The following is a 19702-nucleotide window of genomic DNA, read 5'->3' as shown; positions in this document are numbered from 1 at the left end:
CGGGCCGGTGTGCCCAGGCCGGGCCGGCGCATTGAGGCCGGTGCGCTGAGGCAGGTGCGCTGAGGCCGACAGGTGCTCCGGCCGGTAGGTGCTCAGGCCGGCGCCGGCAGGACGTCGCACAGTGTCCGGAGCGCGGCCGGCCAGGCGTGGTCCGGCGGCGTGGCGTAGCCGACCACCAGGCCGTCGACGGCGGGCGTCGCCGCCGGATCGGCCGCCGGGTGCCGGTACTCGGCGAGCCCCTCGACCGCCAGGCCGCGATGGGCGGCGGCCTGGAGAACGGACCGTTCGGTGCCGGGGGCGAGCCGCAGCACGGCGTGCAGGCCGGCCGCGATGCCGGACACCTCGATGTGCGGGGCGTGGGCGGCCAGCGCGGCCACCAGCTGGTCGCGGCGGTCCCGGTAGCGGCGGCGCATCCGGCGCAGGTGGCGGTCGTAGCCGCCGGAGTCGATGAACTCGGCGAGCGTCAGCTGGTCCAACGCACTGGCCCAGGCCTCGCGTTCGCCCTTCGCGGCGAGCACCCGGTCGACCAGGTGGTCCGGCAGGACCATCCAGCCGAGGCGCAGCGCCGGGCTCAGGCTCTTGCTGGCGCTGCCGAGGTAGACGACCCGTTCGGGGTCGAGCCCCTGGACGGCGCCGACCGGCTGGCGGTCGTAGCGGAACTCCCCGTCGTAGTCGTCCTCCAGGACGAGCCCGCCGCGTCCGCGCGCCCAGTCGATCACGGCGGCGCGGCGCCCGGCGTGCAGCGGGCCGCCGGTCGGGAACTGGTGGGCGGGGGTGAGCAGGACCGTCCGGACCTCCGGGCACCGGGCCAACTCCCCTATCCGGGCGCCCTGTTCGTCGATCGACAGCGGGACGGCGGTGACGCCGGCGGCGGCCAGCAGCCCGCGGTGGAAGCCCAGCCCGTACGCCTCGACGGCCAGCGGCCCCTGGTCGGCGGGCGGCAGGGCGGGCGCGGCACCGTCGAAGAGCAGGCGCAGCGCGTGGGCGAAGCCGGAGCAGACCACGATCCGGTCGGGGTCGGTGCGCACGCCGCGGGCGCGGGCGAGGTAGTCGGCGAGGACGGCGCGCAGTTCGGGCCGGCCCTGGGGGTCGCCCGGCCCGAAGGCCTCGTTCGGGGCGGCGGTGAGGGCCCGGCGGGCGGCGGCCAGCCAGGCGGCGCGGGGGAAGGAGGCGGCGTCGGGCTGGCCCTGGCGCAGGTCGTGCGCCGGTCCGGAGCGGAGTGCGGGGCGGCGGGCCCGGGTGGGCGGGACGGGTGCGGCGCGGTCGGCGACGGTGGTGCCGGAGCCCTGGCGGGCGGTGAGCCAGCCCTCGGCGACGAGCTCGGCGTAGGCCTCGGCGGCGGTGTTGCGGGCCAGGCCGAGGTCGGTGGCCAGGGCCCGGTAGGGCGGCAGTCGGGTGCCGGGGGCCAGTCTGCCGCTGCGGATCGCCTCGCGCAGCGCGGCCATCAGTGCGGCGCGGCGGCCGCCGGTGGCGGGCAGGTCCAGATGCAGGTCGTTACCGGTCGGGTGGGCCGGCTCGGTGGGGTGCGCGCCCGACGTCTCCGTCATGGTCACGCACCCTACCCGCCGCTCCGGCGCCGCCCGGCGGGCGGTCCGGGCCCGTACCACTGCGGCCACCCCTCCGACGGCCACCCCCCCTATTACGGCTACAGCTACAGCTACGGCTACGGCTACGGCTACGGCTACGGCACGACGGTGACCGGCCAGCGGCCGGCCTTGACCAGCCGGACCGCGACCGAGCCGATCACCTTGTGCCCGGCCTGCTCCGAGACGCCGACCACCACGGCGTCGGCGCGCAGCTCGTCGGCGAGCTTGGCGAGGCCGGCGTAGGGGTCGCCACGCAGGGTGAGGAAGCTCCACTCCACCCGCCAGACCTCGCTCACCCGCTGCTCGGCCTCGCGCAGCGCGGCCAGCAGCTCGTCGGCGACCTCCTGGGTGGTCTCCTCCACGGCGGCCCCGGCCAGGGCGGTGGCGGCGCCGAGTATCGGCTGGACGTAGGCGACGGCCAGCTGGGCGCCCTGCCGGCGGGCCAGTCCGGCGGCGTAGGCGGTGGCGCGCCAGGAGGAGTCGGAGCCGTCCAGGCCCGCCAGGATCACCTTGGGTCCGTCGGTCCCCAGCTCGAAGCCGCTCGGTGCGACGGCCGGCTGGTGCTCCCCGTGCTCGGCGCCGGCCGGTCGGCCCGCGCCCTCGACGGCCCCGGTGTCGGCCGCATCGCTGTCATTGCTCATGGGCGGAAGGCTATGCCCGCCACCGTGGGTGGCCGGCGGGGGCACTCCGGGTGAGGGCTGTGGCGCGGGCCACCCGGGCGGGCCCGCGGCGGCGCCGCGCCGGTACCGGGGGCGGGCGGGCCGTCACGCGCTGTCGACGGTGTGCGCGGCCTCACACGGCCTTCGCGGTGACCGGGGCCACTTCCGGGGGTGGTTTGATCTTGGAAATAGCCGCAAATCGGTCTGAATCACCTTATTTTCGTGATCGCTACCTGCGGTAACAGGCCTCTGACGTGCTCGAACCTGCGATTCCTTGAAACCGCCACGACCACCCCCGTACCTTCGAACTCGTTGCACCGAGCGATTCCGCTCCGGCCGGGCCCCACGGCCCCCGGGCAGGAACGGTGCCGGACCGCGCGAGCGATGCGTCCCCGCAACCGACGGCCTTCCGAAGGCCTGGTTCCGCACGCCCGCACACCCCCTCCGAAAGGAAACGCATGACCTTCCGTAACGAGACTGCCGCTGCCACCACCACTGCCACCCCGAAGCGCCGCAACCGCGTCCGGATGGCTCTGATGGCCGGGGCGCTCACCGCGCTGCCGGTGGCCGGCCTCGTCACGGCCACCAGCGCCTCCGCCGCGCCGGCGTCGGTCTGGGACAAGGTCGCCTCCTGCGAGGCCACCGGCAACTGGGCCATCAACAACGGCAACGGCTTCTACGGCGGCCTGCAGTTCACCTCCAGCACCTGGGCGGCCTTCGGCGGCACCGCGTACGCCCCGCAGGCCCACATGGCCTCCAAGGCCCAGCAGATCGCGATCGGCGAGAAGGTCCTCGCCGCCCAGGGCCCCGGCGCCTGGCCGATCTGCTCCGTCAAGGCCGGCCTGGGCAAGTAAGCCCGCCGCCCCACGCACCCACGAAGCCGCCGCACCCCCCGGGGTACGGCGGCTTCGCCATGTCACCGTCCGCCCCGCCCGTCCGGCCCGCAGACCCCTCAGGCCGGCTGGGTCGACGGGGTCGGGCGGGCGGGGAGTGGGAGGGGGAGGGCGGGCAGGCCGTCGATGCTGGTGGCGACGAGGGGCTTGCGCTCGCAGTAGGCGCCGAACTCGTCCTCGTCCTTGCGGTCGAAGTACTGCGCGTGCAGGTCGCGGTCGGCGCGGTAGTCCATGAACGGCACGGCGTACCCGCAGGAGTCGCTGACCCGTTCGGCCCGGACCAGCACGATGGCCCGCAGGCCCGAGCCGTCCACCCCGGGTTCGAAGCGGGCGAGGAGGTCCGCGAAGCGCGGGTCGTCCCGGAAGACCGGCTCGCCGTGGCCGTGCACCCGCACCACGGTGGGCGGGCCGTCGAAGGCGCACCACATCAGGGTGATCCGGCCGTTCTCCCGCAGGTGGGCGATGGTCTCGGCCTGCGAGCCGCCGAAGTCCAGGTAGGCGAGGGTGAGTTCGTCGATGATCGCGAGAGTGCCGGAGCGGCCCTTGGGCGAGAGGTTGACGTGCCCGTCACCGGCCAGCGGTGCCGTCGCGACGAAGTAGACGGGCTGGCGTTCGATGAACTGCCGCAGCCGGCCGTCGATGCATTCGTACTGCTTTCCCATGTGCGCGATTGTGCCCGCATCTCGCCTTGCGAGAAAGGAAAATCCAGCCCATGAGACGGCGAGCGGCCCCGCCGCGGGCACGGCGGGGCCGTCGTTCAAGGTGGGCGCGTCAGCGCTTCGAGTAGACGCTGTCCATGAATTCGATGATCTGCTGGTCCGTCAGCCGGTGGCCCTCGCGGTGACCCATCGCCAGGTCGGCCTCGCTGATCATGCCGACCAGCCGGTCGCCGTCGATCACCGGGATGCGCCGGATCTGGTGCTGCTCCATCTTCTTGAGCACCGTGTCCATGCTGTCGTCGGCCCGCACGCAGTGCAGGTGCCCGGCCAGTTCGATGGCCGTCATGGCGGCCGGGTCCTTGCCCTCGGCGAGACAGCGCACCACGATGTCGCGGTCGGTGATGATGCCGTGGAGCTTCTGGTCGTCGCCGCAGATCGGCAGCGCGCCGACGTTCTTGTCGCGCATCATCTTCGCGGCCTCGTCCAGCGTCTGGTGGGCGCCGATGCACTGGGCGCCGGTGTGCATGATGTCTCGGGCAGTGGTCACGGGGACTCCTTCGTCGGTGTTGCCCCCCGGCGGCCATCCCCCGGCGGCGCACCGCGCCCCTCACAGGGTGACCGTGCCCTCACCGTAGGCGACCGCGCTCCCGCCCGCGACCGCGGGCGCCGATACTGGAACCCGTGACCACGCAAGCCACCGACCCGGTCGACGAGGCCGTCCGCGCCCGGCCCGCGACGGCGCTGCGCCCGTACGTGGCCTGGTACTCGGGCTACCGCCAGCGCGGCCTGGCCCCGGCCGTGCACCGCGGCCTGCCCTCCCCGTACCTGACCTTCATCCTCACCCTGGACGAGCCGCTGGTGATCGCCGGCCACCCCGATCCGGCGCAGCCGCCCGGCAGCTACCCGACGCTGCTCGGCGGGCTGCACACCTCCCCCGCCCTGATCACCCACGAGGGCGCCCAGTCCGGGGTGCAGATCGCCGTGCACCCGCTCGCCGCCCGGGCGCTGTTCGGTCTGCCCGCAGGGGAGTTGGCCGGGATCGACGTCCCGGCGGAGGACGTGCTCGGCCGGCTCGGCCCGCAGTTGCAGGAGCGGCTGCGGGCGGCCGACGGCTGGGCGGAGCGGTTCGCCGCACTGGACGGGGCGCTGCTGCGGGCCGCCCGGCCGTCCGGCCTGGTGCCGCCGGAGGTGGGCTGGGCCTGGCGGGCGCTGCGGCGCAGCGGCGGGGCGCTGCCGGTGGCCGAGCTGGCCCGGGAGACCGGGTGGAGCGCCCGGCACCTCCAGGAGCGGTTCCGCCGGGAGACCGGGCTGACCCCGAAGGCCGCCGCCCGGGTGATCCGCTTCGACCGGGCCCGGCACCTGCTGGCGACCGGCGCGCCGCCGCCCCGGTTGGCGGAACTGGCGCTCCGCTGCGGCTACTTCGACCAGGCGCACCTGGCCCGGGAGTTCCGCGCGCTGGCGGGGTCGCCGCCGAGTGCCTGGCTGGCGGCGGAGGGGCCGGAGGAGGGCAAGTTCCGAAACGTCCAAGGCGGGGCGGCGGGGGCGGCCGCAGAGTGGGAGGCGTAACCACCGCACCCGAGGAGTGAGATTCATGGACACCGAGACCCCTGCCCCGCAGGTCTGGCCCACCTTGCGCGCGACCGACGCCCGCGCCCTGATCCGCTTCCTGGTGGAGGCCTTCGGCTTCCAGGAGGTGGCCAGTTACGGCGAGGGCGAGTTCGTGGCGCACGCCGAACTGGCCTGGCCGGAGGGCGGCGGCGTGATGCTCGGCTCGGTGCGCGAGACCGCGCCGGGCCAGTGGCGGGGCGAGCCGGGCACGTTCAGCGCGTACGTGGTCACCGCCGACCCGGACGGCGTGCACGCCCGGGCCGTGGCCGCCGGGGCCCGGATCACCACCGGCCTGACCGAGACCGACTACGGCTCGCGCGACTTCGCCGCGGCCGACCCGGAGGGCAACCACTGGTACTTCGGCACCTACCCGGGCGCGCCCCGGCCCGCCCCGGCGCCGTGAGCCGGACCCCGGCGCCGTGAGCCGGACCCCGGTGGAGCAGCCGCGGGCTCCGGTCGCCGGGCCCGGGCGGCGGGGGCGGGGCAGACTGGCTGAGGGGGCCACCGCAGCACTCCCGGAGAGCGCCGATGCCGCAGATGACGGTCGACGGGCACACCCTCGCCCTGTCCCACCTCGACAAGGTGTACTACCCGAGCATCGGCACCCCCAAGGGCGAGGTGCTGCGCTACTACGCCGCGGTGCACACCGCCCTGCTGCCCCACCTGCGGGACCGCCCGGTCTCCTTCCTGCGCTGCCCGGACGGCGTCGAGGCGGAGGTGTTCGTCGCCAAGAACCCGCCGCCGGGCACCCCGGACTGGGTGCGCACGGTGGACGTGCCGAGCACCGCCGGGGAGCTGCGCCAGGTGGTGCTGGAGAACGGCGCGGCGCTGCTGGCGGTCGCCAACCTGGGCTGCCTGGAGCTGCACGTCCCGCAGTGGCACGCCGCCGCGCCCGGGCTGGCCGACCGGCTGGTCCTGGACCTCGACCCGGGCGAGGGCGCCGACGTGCTCACCTGCCGGGCGGTCGCGCTGCTGCTGCGCGAGCGGCTGGCCGCGGACGGCCTGTCGGCCTGGGTGAAGACCTCCGGTTCCAAGGGCCTGCACCTGCTGGTGCCGATCGAGCCCACGCCCAGCGCCGAGGTCTCCGGGTACGCCAAGGCGCTGGCCGCCGCCCTGGAGGCGGAGCACCCGGAGCTGGTGGTGCACACCATGGCCAAGGCCCGGCGGCGCGGCCGGGTGCTGGTCGACTGGTCGCAAAACAACGCCAAGAAGACCACCGCCGCCCCGTACACCCTGCGGGCCCGGCCGCTGCCGACGGTCTCCGCGCCGCTGGCCTGGGCCGAGTTGGAGCGGGCCCGCGGGGAGGCGGAGCTGGTGTTCACCCTCGCCGAGCTGCCGGGCCGGCTGGCGGCGCACGGCGACCTGTTCGCGCCGCTGCTGGACCCGGAGCAGGCCCGGCCGCTGCCCGCGGCACCCGCCGCCGGTGCCGCACCCTCGGCCCCCACGGCCACCTCGGCCCCGGCGCGGCCCTCCCAGCCGCGGCAGGCGCTCCACCCGCCGGTCGAGGTGATGCGCCCCGCCGCCGTCACCGCCGTGCCGCCCGCCGACGGGCTGGGCGGGGGCGGCGTGCAGTACGAGCTGAAACTGGACGGCTTCCGCTGTGTCGCCTTCGCCCGCGGCGACCGGCCGGCCTTCCTGCAGTCCCGCAGCGGCCGCGACCTCGCCCCCGAGTTCCCGCCGATCGCCGCCGCCGTCGCCCGGCTGCCCGAGGGGCTGGTGCTGGACGCCGAACTGGTCGCCTGGCGGGCCGGGCGGTTCGCCTTCGAGGAGCTGCTGCACACCCGGCAGGCCCGGGCCGCCGCCCCGGACGTCGCGCTCGGGCTGATCGCCTTCGACCTGCTGGCCCTGCCCGGCCGGGACGTCCGGCGCCTGCCGCTCACCGACCGGCGCCGGCTGCTGCTGGCCGCGCTGGCCGACGTCCCGCCGCCGATCCAGCCGGTGCTGGCCACCACCGACCGGGCGGAGGCCGTGGCGTGGATCACCCAGCTGGCCGACACCGGCGTGGAGGGCCTGGTGTGCAAGGCCGCCGCCTCCCCGTACCGGGCGCGCGGCGCGGGCCGGGCCTGGGTCAAGTACCGGCGCAGCGACACCGAGGACGCCACCGTCCGCGCCCTGACCGGCCCGGCCGACCGGCCGCACGCCCTGGTGCTCGAACTCGGCGACGGCCGCGTGCTGTTGACCACCCCACGGCTCACCCCGGTGCAGGCCCGGGAGGTCGCCCGGGCGGCCGGCCCGCTGCTCGGCCCGCCCGCCGCCGACCCCGACCACGGCCGGGTGCACCCGCTCACCGCCCCGCTGCGCGCCGAGGTCACCCTCACCGGCCGCCCGCCCACCGCCACCTTCGTCCGCCTGCGCGGGGACTGACCCCGGCGCGGTCACGCTCCTCCGCCCCGAACGTGCACCCACGGACGAATCCTCTGACCCCGCGTCACTTCCGTCGCCCGGCCGCCGCGTGGGCGAACTCGGTGACGAAGGTGTCCTCGAACACCGGCAGGTCGCCCGGCGCGCGGCTGGTCACCAGCGGGCCCGGGCCGTCTCGACAGACGTGCACCTCCCGGTCGACCCACTGGGCGCCCGCGTTGACCAGGTCGGTCCGCAGGCTGGGCCAGGAGGTGAGGGTGCGGCCGCGGACGGCGTCGGCCTCGATCAGGGTCCAGGCGGCGTGGCAGATCGCCGCGACCGGGCGGCCGGCGGCGCAGCAGGCCCGGACGAAGGCGACCGCTGCCGGGTCGAGCCGCAGCGCGTCCGGACCGGCGACGCCGCCGGGCAGCACCAGCCCGGCGTAGTCCGCCGGGTCCGCCTCGGCCACCGGGACGTCCACCGCGAAGGTGTCCCCGGGCGCGCGGTGCCGGACGGCCTGGACCCGGCCGGGCGCGGTGGAGAGCAGGCGCGGGCGCCCGCCGGCTTCGAGCACCGCCTGCCAGGGCGAGGCCAGTTCCTCCTGTTCGGTGCCGTACGGGGCGACCAGGAAGGCGATCGTCCGGCCGGTCAGGGTGGTGGCGGGCCAGCCCATGGTCAGCGGTCCACGGCTCAGCGCCGACGGGCGGTGGTGAGGTGCTCGGCGGGCGGCGGGACGGTGCCCAGCCGGGCGCGCGGGCAGTCCAGGTGGACGGCGCGGTCCAGGTGGTCGATCCGGGCGACCAGACCGACCGGGACGAGCACCCTCGCACCCGGCACCCAGGCGCCGGCGTCGACGGCCAGGTGGTCGCCGGCGTCCTGGTCGACCCGGCCGAGGGGTCCGTCGGTCGCCTGGGCCTCGTACCCGACCAGGCTGAGGTCGGCGGCGGGGTGGGAGCCCGGGCGGTACTCCCACAGGTCGGTACTCATGCGCACCTCTCGATGGTTCGGCCCCCCGTCGCGTCACGCCTCCGGGCGGTCCCAGGGCCTTCGTTCACGTCCGTCCCGGCCGTCCCCGCGCTCTCGTCCCTCCCCGCGGTCCCGGCGTTCCCGGCGGTCCCGCCCGTCCTCGCGGTCCGGGGCTGCACCGCCGACGACGCCGTCGCCCCGGCCCGGCGCCCGTCGCCGCCGCAGCAGCGCCGTGGCGGCCACCGAGGCCGCCACCGAGGCGGCCCAGACCACCCCGAGGGCGGTCAGCACCGCAGTGGTCGGAGTGCGCACGCCGATGCCCACGCAGATCGACGTCATCACCAGTACGGTCAACAGGACCCCGACCGAGATCCGGCGCCCGACGCCGCGCAGGGCGTCCAGGAACCGGTTCGGCCGCTTGGCCCCCATCGTGCTCAACTTCCGGTCGAGGCGCGTGTCCTGGCGCAGATCGGACTCGATCTCCTCGAGGAGCCGCCGCTCCCATCCGCTCAACGCGGGTCCGTCCATCTCGGTCACCTCCGACACTTCCGGTGACGTGCTCGCACCCGGGCGGTTGCCCGGTACGGGCCGGCGTTAACCGTTCCGGGGGCCGCCGGTTGCGGCGGCCACGCGCCCGAAGGCCCGGGGACGGGCGAGCAGGCTGTCGTCCAGGACGCGCAGCAGGGCGGCGGCGTCGCGGTGGACCTCGTCCGCGCCGGCCGCCCGCAGCTCGGGACCGGCGTCCCCGCCGGCCTCCAGGGCGACGCAGGGCACCCCGGCCCGGCGCGCCGCCAGCACCTCGCGCACGCTCCCGGCGACGGCCACCGCGTGCGAGGGCCCGCCGCCCACCAGCGCCAGTGCGGCCCGCACGGCATCGCCACCGGGTGCGGTCACGGTCAGTGCCCGCACCCCGGCCGGGCCGGGGCCGGTCAGCACCACCGTCCAGCCCCGCACGGCGCACTCGCGCAACAGCTCGGCGCCGCCGGGCAGCCGGGGCCGCCAGTCGGTGCCGATCAGGGCCGCCGAGATCACCGTCATGGCCACCTCTCCCGTGCTCCGGGCCCTGCGTCGGGGCTTCCCCCGCGCAGGTCACGCACCGCGCGCCCTTCCAGGTTAGGACGCTCCCCGGCCCGGCGCGCAGCCTGCCCGGAACGGCCGCCCCGGGCACCGGAAAACCGCTTGGCGGGCGCCGCACGGGCCGGAATACTCCGGAGGTCCGTCGACGGGGAGGGGAGCGGGTGGCGGTGTTCGCGTGCGCCGGGTGCGGTACGGAGCTGACGGTGCCGGTGGCGGAGGTGGCGCTGCCGCCGCACGCCCACCGGGAGGGCGGGGACCGGTACCTGCCGCCGCTGCTGGAGCCCGGCACCTTCGCCCTCGACCCGGAGCCGACCGAACGGCCCTGGCGCCCGTGGTCCGCGATCACGGCGGCGGAGGCCGCCGAACACGGCCTGTACGCGCCGGTCGACGGCCTGTGGAGCGGCCCCGGCGGCGCGGTGCTGCTGGCCCCGGGCGACACCCGGGCCACCGTGCTGCTCCCCGAGCGCTGCGAGGGCTGCTGCGCGGCGGCCGGCGGCCCGAACCTGGCCTGCGCGGGCTGTGGGCGCGAGGTGGGCGCCCGGATCGACGACTGCTACCGCTGGCAGGCGGTGTGGCTCCATCCGTGGGCCGTGCGGCGCCTCCCGGTGGAGGGCCCGGCCCGGCCGGCCGGGGACGGCTGGACGGTGCCGCCGGCGCCCCCGGTCGAGCCGGGCGGCTGGTGGAACGAGCGCTGGAGCGCCGCCGTGGGGTCGGCCCTGGCCGGGCTGCTGGCGGCCTCCGGCGGCGAGCCGGTGGCCACGGCCCCCGGCCTGCTGACCGAGACCTTCGGCCGCGCCCTGCGGCGGCTGCTCCCCGGCGGCCCCCCGGCCCGCGCCCTGCGCCTGACCGGGCCCGGCCTGGCCGCCGTCCCGGCACCGGACATCGCCCTCGTCCCCCGCCACCCGTGGACCGGCGCCGCCTGGCCGGCGCCCTCCGGCACCGTGGCCGTCCCGCTGGACGCCGGGGTGTGGACGTACCTGGCCTTCCCGCCGCCCCGTCTCGCCACCAGGCTGCCCGCCGGGGAGGAGCGGGACGACCCGCTGCCGCTGCGCCCCGCCTTCCTGTTCGAACCCGACCGGTACCTGCTGCGCCACCACCTCGCCCGGCTGCCCGCCGTCCGCGAGCCCTGGCTGCGGGCGATCTACGATCGGCTCGGCGACGGCCGCCACCACCCGGGCGCGTAGGAGGGCACCCCATGAGGATCAACCTGACCACCGTGTTCGTCGACGACCAGGACAAGGCGTTGCGCTTCTACACCGAGGTGCTGGGCTTCGTGAAGAAGGCGGAGGTCCCGCTCGGCGCGTACCGCTGGCTCACCGTGGTCTCCCCCGAGCAGCCGGACGGCACCCAGCTGCTGCTGGAGCCCGACGCCCACCGCGCCGTCGGGCCGTACAAGACCGCGCTGGTCGAGGACGGCATCCCGGCCGCCCAGTTCGCGGTGGACGACGTGCACGCCGAGTACGACCGCCTGCACCGGCTCGGGGTGCGGTTCACCCAGCAGCCCACGGCGATGGGCCCGGTCACCGTCGCGGTGCTGGACGACACCTGCGGCAACCTCATCCAGCTCGCCCAGTTCACCCAGCTCCCCGGCTGACCGGCTGACCGGGGCCCCGGCCGGGGGTGTCCAGGTCCTCGGTCGTCATTACCCGAGTCCCGGCACCCCCCGGTCGGGGTCCGAGGCGGTCAGGGGGTGGGGCCGAGCTTCTGCCAGGCGTCGCTCCTGCCGGGCTCGTCCGTGGCCTTGTTCCACCACTTGGCCCGCCAGTAGGAGCCGTTCCACGACACCGTCGAGGCCCAGGCCCCCTCGGTGTCCCCCGCGATGATCTTCGTGCTGGAGGCGGTGGCGCTGTTGGCGGGTGCGGCGAGGTAGGCCGGCACCTTCCACCAGTCGTCGTTCCCGCCGACGAAGCCGCCCAGGGCGTAGGCGGCGCCGTGCACGGGGCCGCCGGGGGCCGCCGAGTCCAGCAGCGGCTTGCCCGCGGTGGCCTGGTCCGTGCTGAGCCGTACCAGGCGCCACCACTGGTCGACCTTGCCGTCACAGTCCCGCACGGTGAGGGTGCCCCTGGCCGTGGTGGCGCCGAGGCACTGGTCGTGGCCGCTGGTACCGGACTTGATGTGGTACCACCCCGGGGAGTCCTCGCTCACCGTCCACAGCTGGTTGGCGTTGCCGGCCTGCTTCATCGACAGGTGGGCGTCGGCCCAACTCCCGGGGTGGTCGAGGACGTTGCCGCTGTTGCGGTCCTCGATGATCCACTTGTCGCCGGTCTGCCAGAACGCGAACGACGGGTTCGGGTTGTAGGCGTGCGCCTGCCACGGCGCGGCCTGGCACTGGGAGCCGGACGCCGGGGCGGGCGGGTCGACCGTCGTCACGGCGCGGCGCCGGTCACCCGTCGAACCGAACTCCGTCCCGCCGATCCTGAACGTCACGTTCGCCGGCCCGGTGACGGGCAGGTAGTACTTGACGTCGATGTCCTTCGACCTGCCGGCCGGAACGTCCTCGCAGTAACCGAGCTTGATCGTCACCCGGTGGAAGTCGCCCTTCAAGCCCCCCGCGTTCGGACCGCTGTGGCCGGGGGTGATGCCGCCCATCACCTTCCAGGCGCCGTCCTTCACCACCGGCGTGGTGGAGGTGGGGAGGTCGAAGGAGATCTCCGTGCCCTGGGCGAGGGCGACCTTGGAGCTGTTGGTGATCCGCAGTTTCGGCTGGATCGGCCACATGTCCGCCACTGCCGTGGGGAAGTCCACCAGCTCGGCCTTGACGTCGATCACCTGGGCGGGGAGCGACTTGCCGCCGCCGGTGGCGTTGCCCGAGGCCCCCGCGCCCTTGAGGGCGTTGTCGAGCCGGGTGGTCAGGTCGTAGCCCATCCCCCACTCGCCGTTCGCGCGCTTGGTGTAGTCACCGGCGAGCTCCCAGATCATCGCCCCGCCGATGCCCTTGTCCGTGATGTACTTCGCCTTCGCGTCGACGGACTTCTCGTTCTCCGTCGACAGGAACACCTTCTTGGCGTCGTTCCACAGCCACGACGACTGGAGCGGGTCGGAGTACTTCTCCGCGTACGTGCCGGTCGGCTTCCCGGCGTCGGTGCCGGGGTCGACGCCGTAGGCCTTCAGGTAGCCGGGGGTACGGCCGTCCTGGAGGTTCCTGGTGTGCCACAGCGGGTTCGACCCGGCCCCGACCTCACGGCCGTCCTCCGTGTCGTGCCACACGTTGTCGATGCCGGTCGCGCCCAGTCCGCAGTCCTGGCCCTTGGCCGGCCCCCGGCCGCCCACGCCTCGCGGGCACTTGGACTGGTCGGGCATGGCGGAGGTGCCCCACAGGCCGTCCGTACCGCCCTGCACGTTCTGCCAGCCGCGTGAGTAGAAGGGGATGCCGAGGTTGATCCGCCCGGGCGGCAGGGCACCGCGGTAGTAGTGGTAGGCCCAGTCGACGTTGAAGTACCCGTTCTTCCCGTACTCCTTGGTGTCGGCGCGCTGGTCGTCGTAGATCCCGGCGTCCGCCAGCTCGTTGTCGCGGCCGTCGTCGTACAGCGGGGCCTGCGGGCCGACGTACGACGTTGACGAAGTCCTGGTACTGGAGCGCCTGGCCGGCGTCCAGCCCGCGCACGAGGTAGCCGGAGGCGGACCCGGCCGAGGTCAGCAGGTAGTAGCGGCCCTTGTCCGCACCGGCCCGGTCCAGCTTCGCCCGCAAGGTCTTCATCAGCGCGGTGTAGCCCTGTTGCAGCCCCTTGCGCCGCGGATCGGACACGTCCCAGTCCAGCGGGTTGCCCGTACTGGGCAGGGCGCCGGGGTACTCGTAGTCGATGTCGACACCGTTGAACCCGTAGCGGTCCAGGAACTCCGTCACGGAGTCGGCGAACGTGTCGATCCCCGCCTGGTTGACCGAGCCGTCCGCGTTGGTCGCCATCGCGTAGAAGCCGCGCGTGTCCGCCCAGCCGCCGACCGAGATCAGCGTCTTCACCGCCGGGTGCTTCTTCTTGTACGTGTTCAGCAGGTTGAAGTGCCCCTTGTACGGCAGGGCGGGGTCCATCGCGTTCCGGTCCCCGTCCCAGGTCATGCCCGTGGCCGGGTTCTCCGGGTCGTTCACGTCGCCGACGCTGATGCGGTTCCCGTCCACCTTGGCGAAGGCGTAGTTGACGTGCGTCACCTTCGACCAGGGGATGTTCGACACCAGGTAGGCCGGATCGCCCTTCGCCCCGGAGCGCCACCCGGTGAAGTAGCCCACCGTGCGCCGGGAACGGCCGTTGCCGACCCACTCCCGGCCGCTGCCGTCGTAGACGTCGCAGTAGCGGGCCGACACACCGTCCGTGGGCGTCATCCCCTCCGGCCGGCAGTCACCGGCGGACGCGGGTTTCGTCCCCCGGTCGTCCGCGGAGTCGTCGAAGGGGGAACCCGCGGAGCCCCGCCCCCCGGGATCACCGGTGCTGGTGCCGCCCTCCAGGTGCCACCGCTGCTCGAAGGCCCCGGTGCACCTCCAGAAGGCCAGGGCCTTGTCCTCGCCCTGGTCGGTCAGGCAGCCGCCGTCCGAGGTGACGAGCTGGTACGTCTGCCCGCCCAGCGCGTCGAGCCGCCAGCGCTGGTTCGCACCACCGCCGTCCCGCTGCAGCGCGGTGTAGTAGCTGGTGCCGTCCACGCTCTGCGACCGGTTGCCGTTGGCCTCCAGGACCTGGCCGGGGTCGAGGGCCGTGCGGATCGCGAACCGGCCGTCGTCCTGGCGGTCCAGGTTCCACTTCTGCGCCTGGTTCCCCTTCCGCCCAGGGCCTTGACCTTGGTGCCGCTGGCGGGGTTCGCCTGGTCGACGTCGGCGACCCGGCCGGTGCTGTCGTTGACCAGCGAGACGCCGGCCGCCGAGGGCGGGGGCGTGCTCGTCGGGCCGCCCTTGTCGTCCGCCCGCGGGATCTTCGTCATGCCGGTGGTGTCGCCTGCGGCGAAGATCGTGCCCGCCAGGACGCCCCAGCGCAGCGCATCGGCGGTGAAGACGAGGTCGCTGTCCGGGCCGCCGGCCGCGACGAATCCCCTGGTCCACTGGTTCCCGCGGAAGAAGGCGGCGAAGGCCCGGTCGAAGGTCTGCACCCCCGGCCAGCGGACGGCCGCGTTGAACCCGTCGGTCCAGCCGGCCTTGGCCAGGGCCCTGAAGTTGTCGCCGATGGGCTTGGGCCCGTTGAGCACGCGGTCGGTGGAGCTGCCGATGTTGACTTCCAGCGACACGTAGGTGTCGCCCTTGAAGAGGAAGACCTGGTTCTCCATCACCGACAGGGCCGAGTCGACCCCCTGGGTGAAGGGCCTGGTGCCGTCACTGCCGGCCAGGCTGTGCCACCCGTCCGCGATCGTCGTCGGCGCCTTGGTGACCTTGGCGTTCCCGTCGGAGTCCAACCGCATCCGCATGTACTGGTCCCCGCGGAACAGCATCACCTCGTCCGGGTCCTCCGGCAGCGTGAAGGCCGCGTCGAAGCCGTTCGCGAAGGGCGTGCCCGCCAGGACCGGCCACAGGTGGGAGACGGTGTCCTCCGTGCCTCCGGCCAGGACGGCGTTCTGCGAAGCGTCCTTGATGCGGGCGACGAACGGCCCCTGGAGGAGGTACACGTCGCGGCCGGTGCTGAAACTCGCGTTCACCAGCGGGCGGCCGCACCCGGGCGCGCCGTCGCTCGACCGCGGGATCCGGCAGATCGGACCCCCCGTCCGGACCTGGAGGACGGCCAGCCCGACGGCGGCCGCTCGGGCGGCGAACCAGGAGTTGCCCGGGTCCTGGTTGGCCTCCCACAGGTCGCTGCTCCGCGCGTTCCAGGTCTGGATCTGGGGTTCGAACTGCGCGATGCGGGCCGGGATCCCGCTGCGCAGCGCCGCCCCGATGGCGTCCCTGATGTTGCGGAACCGGGTGCCCTCGGCCAGGGCTTCGACGAGGACCATCAGAGCGCTGCGCAACCACGGTGTCTGCTGAGCGACGTTCGCCGCATTCCGCCGATGGAAGGTGACGCCCTCCAGGATTCCGACGGCGCGCGTCAGCGCATCGGCGTCGATGTTCACCCAACGGTTCTCGAAGGTGAAGGGGTTGTCCCGGTTGGCGCTCTCGTTCCTGAGGTCGCCGTAGTCCACACCGATGTCGTTGAGGTAGACGTACCTGCCGTCACCCAGAGTTAGCTGCTGCTGGTTGAACCACGTGTTGCGGGCGACCCTGGACGAGCCGATGCCGTCGTCGCGCATGCGGTAGACCGTCCGCACTCCGTCCCGGATGGTGTAGAAGCCGCAGATGTAGAGGTCGTTCGGCGCGATGATCAGCCCGGTCTCCATGTTCGCCGGCTGATCCCGGTTCGGGTGGACCAGATCGAAGAGGTTGACCGTCACGGGGGTGGCATTGTCGAGCGTGATGTTGTAGTCGCCGCGGTACGGGCGGGTGAAGTTGCGCTGGAGGTCCCCGATGAAGTTCAGGTAGCGCTGGGACGGGTCGTCCTGGGCCGCGTGCGCCGGCCCGTTCGCCCCGAACGGCAGGAGGAGGATCGCCAGCAGGACCAGCAGGACCCGGCGCAGCCCCTCGGCCCGGCGTCGGGGCGGCGATCCCCCCGCCGCCGGGCCTGGGACGGTCGTTCGCAACCGCAACATGTCTCTCCAGAGGATCGGTGACATTACTGCGGCGGAACCTACGGAGCACCGGTAGACAGGCGATGGACGGCCCGGGCGGAGGCGGGGGCGGGCGCGGGTCGGCGGAGACCGGGGCGGGCCGTGACCCGGTTGTCCGGCCCCGGGTTCAGCCGAGGGTGACCGGCGGGTCGGTGGCCAGGCGGGCGTGGAGGTGCTCGTCGTTGTAGGGGCCGTCGCCGTAGCGGTAGGAGCCGCGCAGGGTGCCCTCGTACGGGAAGCCGGCCCGGGCGGCGACCCGGCAGGAGGAGTCGTTGCCGACGGCGTGGTAGAGCTCGATGCGGCGCACCCCGGCGGTGCGCACGCCCCAGTCGGTGATGGCGGTGGTGGCGAGGGTGGCCAGGCCGCGGCCGCGGGCGGCGGCGAGCAGCCAGTAGCCGACCATGGCGACACCCTCGCCCTGGTCCGTCCAGAGCAGCACGACGTTGCCGCACAGCCGGCCGTCGGCGCGGTCGGTGACGGCGAAGCAGGCGGTGCTGCCGTCGGCCCAGCGCTGGTCGGCGCGGTCGAGGTAGGCCTCGGCGCCGGCCGGGTGGGTGGCGTCGTGCAGGGGGTTCCAGCGGGCGATCTCCGCGTCGGCGGCGGCCGCCGTCACGGCGGCGACGGTGCCGCCGGGCAGGTCGAGGGCGCGGCCCCAGGGGCGCAGCTGGAAGGCGCCCAGGTCGAGGACCTCGGGCTGGAAGGGGCGCCGGTCGGTCGCCAGGTCACTGGTGGTCACCCCGCCTTCCTACCTCCCGCCGCGCCGCGCCCGCCAGTGATTAATCCGGCGGCGGCCGGTCCGGCGGCGACCGGTCCGGCCGGAGTCCGGTCAGATCCGGGCGAGGTAGCCGTTCTCCACGAGCCAGAGCACGTTCAGCTTCGCCGGGCCGCTGGGGACGAGGGCGGCGTCGAGCTGGTACTGGAGGCCCCAGCCGGGCTGGTTGAACCAGGGGGCGATCGGGCCGGCGTGCACCTTGAACGGCTTGACGACCTTGTAGTCGTGGTAGTTGCAGCCGGCCGCCGGGACGCTGTCGAGGCTCTGCGGGGGGATCGCGCGGTTGGCGTAGGGCAGGCCCTCGGGGGCGAGGAAGGAGCCGTACTCGCTGCCGTAGCGGTCGATGTTCTGGTTCGGGTACAGGGTGAGGTCGAACTCGACCGGGCTGCCGTCGGGGAGGGTGACGTAGCCGTCGGACGGCGGGTAGATCCAGCCGCCCTTGCCGCCGTTGGCGGTCGGGTCGTAGTACTTGGTCAGGAAGTCCTGCTCGCCGGCGCCGCCGGTGCGCTGGTAGCCGGCGAGTTGGCGGCCGACCGGGCCGGTGGTCGGGAGGTCCTCGGGGCCGAGGCGGGAGTCGCCGTCGAAGAACGCCGCGGAGCACTGGTCGGACGGGGTGGCCGCCCTGGTGTCGGCGGCGGCGGCGGGAATGCTCACGGCGGTCAGGGCGGCGGCCGCGGCGAGGGGCGCGACGAGCAGGCGAAGGCGCACGGTGTCTCCGTCGAACGAGGATCGGTGGGAGAGCAGCCGCGGAGGGCATTGCGCTCACCCTCCGTGGCCGGTTCGCCACCAGGCAAGCGGATTCACTGATCATTCGTCAACACGACTTGGCCGAAGACCGACCGGATTCCCCGGTTTCGGCCACGCCCGGGATGCCGGGCCGCTCACTCGGACGGAGGGGCGGCCCGGCCGCCGGCCTCACCGCCCCGGGGCGACCCGCCCGAGCAGGTGGAGCAGCCGGTCCAGGGCGTCCTTGGAATCGGGCTCGGTCAGGTTGACCATCAGCCGGAAGGCCACCTTCAACAGCGCCGGGTGGCCCAGCCCGGCGGCTCCGGCCGCACCGAGCAGCCGGGGCCGCCCGAGCAGGTCGGCGGCCAGCCGGCCCAGCGCGAAGTAGCCCGCGTAGGCGGAGCGGAGCTTCTGCGGGTAGGCGCGCAGGGCGAGTTCACGGCCGCGGTCGGTGCGGCGGGCGTGCGCCTGGACGACGGTCTCGGCGGCGTAGCGGCCGGACTCCATCGCGTAGGCGATGCCCTCCCCGGTGCCGGGGCTGACCGTGCCGCCGGCGTCGCCGATCAGCAACAGGCCGTCGGCGTAGTGGGGTTGGCGGTTGAGGCCCATCGGCAGGGCGGAGCCGCGGATCGGCTCGGTGACGGCCTCGGGGTGGTAGCCGTAGTCGGGCGGCAGGTCGGCGCACCAGCGCCGCAGCAGCTCGCGCCAGTCCAGGTCGGTCTTCGCGGTGTCGAGGACGCCGAGGCCGACGTTGGCGGTGCCGTCGCCCATGCCGAACACCCAGGCGTAGCCTGGCAGCAGCCGGTGGGCCGGGTCGTCGGGGTGGCGCAGGTCGAGCCAGGCCTCCAGGTAACGGTCCTGGTGGCGCGGGGTGGTGAAGTAGGTGCGGTAGGCCACGCCCATCGCGCGGTCGGTGCGCCGGTAGCGCTTCATCGCGACGGACAGCCGGGTGGAGTTGCCGTCGGCGGCGACCACGAGCGGGGCGCGGTACTCGACGGGCCTGCGCTCCTCGCCCACCTTGGCGCTGACGCCGGTGATCCGGCCGGACCGCTGGTCCGTCAACGGCCCGGCCACGTTGGCCCGTTCGATCAGCCGGGCACCGGCCGCGGCGGCCCGGCGGGCGAGCAGCTCGTCGAAGTCGGCCCGGCGGCGCACGAGTCCGTGGCCGGGGAAGGCGGAGAGGTCGGGCCAGTCGAACTCCAGCGAGCGGTGCCCGGAGATCAGCCGCAGGCCCTTGTTGTGCAGCCAGCCGGCCTCCTCGGAGACGTCGACGCCCATGTCGACCAGCTGTTTGACGGCGCGCGGGGTGAGGCCGTCGCCGCAGACCTTCTCGCGCGGGAAGGCGGACTTCTCCAGCAGCAGGACGTCCAGGCCGGTGCGGGCGAGGTGGTAGGCGGCGGTGGAGCCGGCCGGTCCGGCGCCGACCACGATGACGTCGGCACTGTCCTCGGTCGGAGCGGGCTGCTGCCGCTCCGCTCGCAGCTGCTGCTCTGGGCCGGGCATCGAGCACTCCCCCTGGGGTCGGATCGGCTGCTGGCTCGACCGGTGGCTGACGCGATCGGCCGCACGCGCAACGGAATCGGCGGGCTGGGCGGTTCCAGACGGACGATAGAGAACCAGGCCCACCGCCCGCCGCCATGACACGCGGACCCGGCCCGCGAACCGGCCATTACCGGCCACCCGCCACCCGTCCCGTCGTCGCCCCGCGGGCCGTCCTCGCGGCCCGGCGAGCCGGGTCCCGATCGGCACATCACCACGTCAGAGGCCTGCGCTGCACATGAATTCACCACAACCGGGTGATCGG

18 protein-coding genes and 3 pseudogenes are annotated in these 19702 nt (G+C 74.5%); 7 read left to right on the top strand and 14 right to left on the bottom strand.

Annotation, left to right across the window (positions count from 1 at the left end; genetic code table 11):
- Positions 1-92 precede the first annotated feature (92 nt).
- Positions 93-1547, bottom strand: a complete 1455-nt coding sequence (locus ACFY2K_RS14855) for a PLP-dependent aminotransferase family protein (RefSeq protein ID WP_387711629.1) — start codon at positions 1545-1547, stop codon at positions 93-95.
- A gap of 134 nt (positions 1548-1681) precedes the next feature.
- Positions 1682-2227 carry a universal stress protein gene (locus ACFY2K_RS14850; RefSeq protein WP_380591096.1) on the bottom strand — a complete coding sequence of 182 codons (546 nt, stop codon included), beginning with the start codon at positions 2225-2227 and terminating at the stop codon, positions 1682-1684.
- A 476-nt stretch (positions 2228-2703) separates the two neighbouring features.
- Here ACFY2K_RS14850 and ACFY2K_RS14845 point away from each other — a divergent pair, with 476 nt between their 5' ends.
- Positions 2704-3099 (top strand): transglycosylase family protein, encoded by a 396-nt coding sequence (locus tag ACFY2K_RS14845; protein WP_375886773.1) that lies wholly within the window; start codon positions 2704-2706, stop codon positions 3097-3099.
- 98 nt (positions 3100-3197) lie between these two features.
- On the opposite strand, the gene ACFY2K_RS14840 is transcribed toward ACFY2K_RS14845, so the two are convergent.
- Entirely contained in the window at positions 3198-3800 is a 603-nt protein-coding gene (locus tag ACFY2K_RS14840; RefSeq protein WP_387711626.1) for a pyridoxamine 5'-phosphate oxidase family protein, read from the bottom strand.
- A 109-nt stretch (positions 3801-3909) separates the two neighbouring features.
- Positions 3910-4344, bottom strand: a complete 435-nt coding sequence (locus ACFY2K_RS14835) for a CBS domain-containing protein (RefSeq protein WP_375886767.1) — start codon at positions 4342-4344, stop codon at positions 3910-3912.
- A 134-nt stretch (positions 4345-4478) separates the two neighbouring features.
- Here ACFY2K_RS14835 and ACFY2K_RS14830 point away from each other — a divergent pair, with 134 nt between their 5' ends.
- From ACFY2K_RS14830 to ACFY2K_RS14815, 4 genes and pseudogenes are all read left to right on the top strand, one after another.
- On the top strand, positions 4479-5363 hold the full coding sequence (locus ACFY2K_RS14830; RefSeq protein ID WP_380591105.1) for a helix-turn-helix domain-containing protein: 885 nt from the start codon (positions 4479-4481) through the stop codon (positions 5361-5363).
- A 25-nt stretch (positions 5364-5388) separates the two neighbouring features.
- Positions 5389-5808: a VOC family protein gene (locus ACFY2K_RS14825; RefSeq protein WP_375886761.1), complete on the top strand. Its 420-nt coding sequence runs from the start codon at positions 5389-5391 to the stop codon at positions 5806-5808.
- Positions 5809-5933: 125 nt separating this feature from the next.
- Positions 5934-6812: pseudogene (ligD, locus tag ACFY2K_RS14820) on the top strand (non-homologous end-joining DNA ligase); the annotation flags it as partial.
- A gap of 102 nt (positions 6813-6914) precedes the next feature.
- On the top strand, positions 6915-7769 hold the full coding sequence (locus ACFY2K_RS14815; protein ID WP_375887044.1) for a DNA ligase: 855 nt from the start codon (positions 6915-6917) through the stop codon (positions 7767-7769).
- Positions 7770-7833: 64 nt separating this feature from the next.
- On the opposite strand, the gene ACFY2K_RS14810 is transcribed toward ACFY2K_RS14815, so the two are convergent.
- The 4 genes from ACFY2K_RS14810 to ACFY2K_RS14795 form a co-directional block, all read right to left on the bottom strand.
- A complete protein-coding gene (locus ACFY2K_RS14810) occupies positions 7834-8418 on the bottom strand; it encodes a type 1 glutamine amidotransferase domain-containing protein (protein ID WP_375886759.1) in 585 nt (194 codons plus the stop codon).
- A 17-nt stretch (positions 8419-8435) separates the two neighbouring features.
- Positions 8436-8732: a PRC-barrel domain containing protein gene (locus tag ACFY2K_RS14805; protein ID WP_380527900.1), complete on the bottom strand. Its 297-nt coding sequence runs from the start codon at positions 8730-8732 to the stop codon at positions 8436-8438.
- A 33-nt stretch (positions 8733-8765) separates the two neighbouring features.
- A complete protein-coding gene (locus ACFY2K_RS14800) occupies positions 8766-9239 on the bottom strand; it encodes a hypothetical protein (protein WP_387711623.1) in 474 nt (157 codons plus the stop codon).
- A gap of 66 nt (positions 9240-9305) precedes the next feature.
- The gene (locus ACFY2K_RS14795) at positions 9306-9749 is read right to left on the bottom strand and encodes an HAD family hydrolase (protein WP_380527905.1); all 444 of its coding nucleotides are present in this window, start codon (positions 9747-9749) and stop codon (positions 9306-9308) included.
- A 200-nt stretch (positions 9750-9949) separates the two neighbouring features.
- Between ACFY2K_RS14795 and ACFY2K_RS14790 the strand changes: the two genes are divergently transcribed.
- Together ACFY2K_RS14790 and ACFY2K_RS14785 are read left to right on the top strand one after the other, a co-directional pair.
- Positions 9950-10972: a hypothetical protein gene (locus ACFY2K_RS14790; protein ID WP_387711621.1), complete on the top strand. Its 1023-nt coding sequence runs from the start codon at positions 9950-9952 to the stop codon at positions 10970-10972.
- 11 nt (positions 10973-10983) lie between these two features.
- Complete coding sequence (locus ACFY2K_RS14785) at positions 10984-11382, top strand: VOC family protein (protein ID WP_380527911.1); 399 nt, start codon at positions 10984-10986, stop codon at positions 11380-11382.
- A gap of 89 nt (positions 11383-11471) precedes the next feature.
- Here ACFY2K_RS14785 and ACFY2K_RS14780 read toward each other — a convergent pair whose 3' ends face one another.
- From ACFY2K_RS14780 to ACFY2K_RS14755, 6 genes and pseudogenes are all read right to left on the bottom strand, one after another.
- Entirely contained in the window at positions 11472-13289 is a 1818-nt protein-coding gene (locus ACFY2K_RS14780) for a chitinase C-terminal domain-containing protein (RefSeq protein WP_387711775.1), read from the bottom strand.
- Between the two features lie 109 nt (positions 13290-13398).
- Positions 13399-14811: pseudogene (locus tag ACFY2K_RS14775) on the bottom strand (glycosyl hydrolase family 18 protein); the annotation flags it as partial.
- A gap of 800 nt (positions 14812-15611) precedes the next feature.
- Positions 15612-16382, bottom strand: a pseudogene (locus ACFY2K_RS14770) (ribosome-inactivating family protein); the annotation flags it as partial.
- Positions 16383-16527: 145 nt separating this feature from the next.
- A complete protein-coding gene (locus tag ACFY2K_RS14765) occupies positions 16528-17136 on the bottom strand; it encodes a GNAT family N-acetyltransferase (protein ID WP_375886741.1) in 609 nt (202 codons plus the stop codon).
- 90 nt (positions 17137-17226) lie between these two features.
- Positions 17227-17880 (bottom strand): TNT domain-containing protein, encoded by a 654-nt coding sequence (locus tag ACFY2K_RS14760; RefSeq protein WP_375886738.1) that lies wholly within the window; start codon positions 17878-17880, stop codon positions 17227-17229.
- Positions 17881-18087: 207 nt separating this feature from the next.
- A complete protein-coding gene (locus ACFY2K_RS14755) occupies positions 18088-19401 on the bottom strand; it encodes a geranylgeranyl reductase family protein (protein WP_387711618.1) in 1314 nt (437 codons plus the stop codon).
- Between the last annotated feature and the right edge of the window lie 301 nt (positions 19402-19702).

This window comes from Kitasatospora sp. NPDC001309 (assembly GCF_042896295.1).
In the GTDB taxonomy this organism is placed as follows: Bacteria; Actinomycetota; Actinomycetes; order Streptomycetales; family Streptomycetaceae; genus Kitasatospora.
The sequence above is the reverse complement of the archived record's forward strand: the minus strand, read 5'-3'. Positions and strand labels throughout refer to the sequence as shown.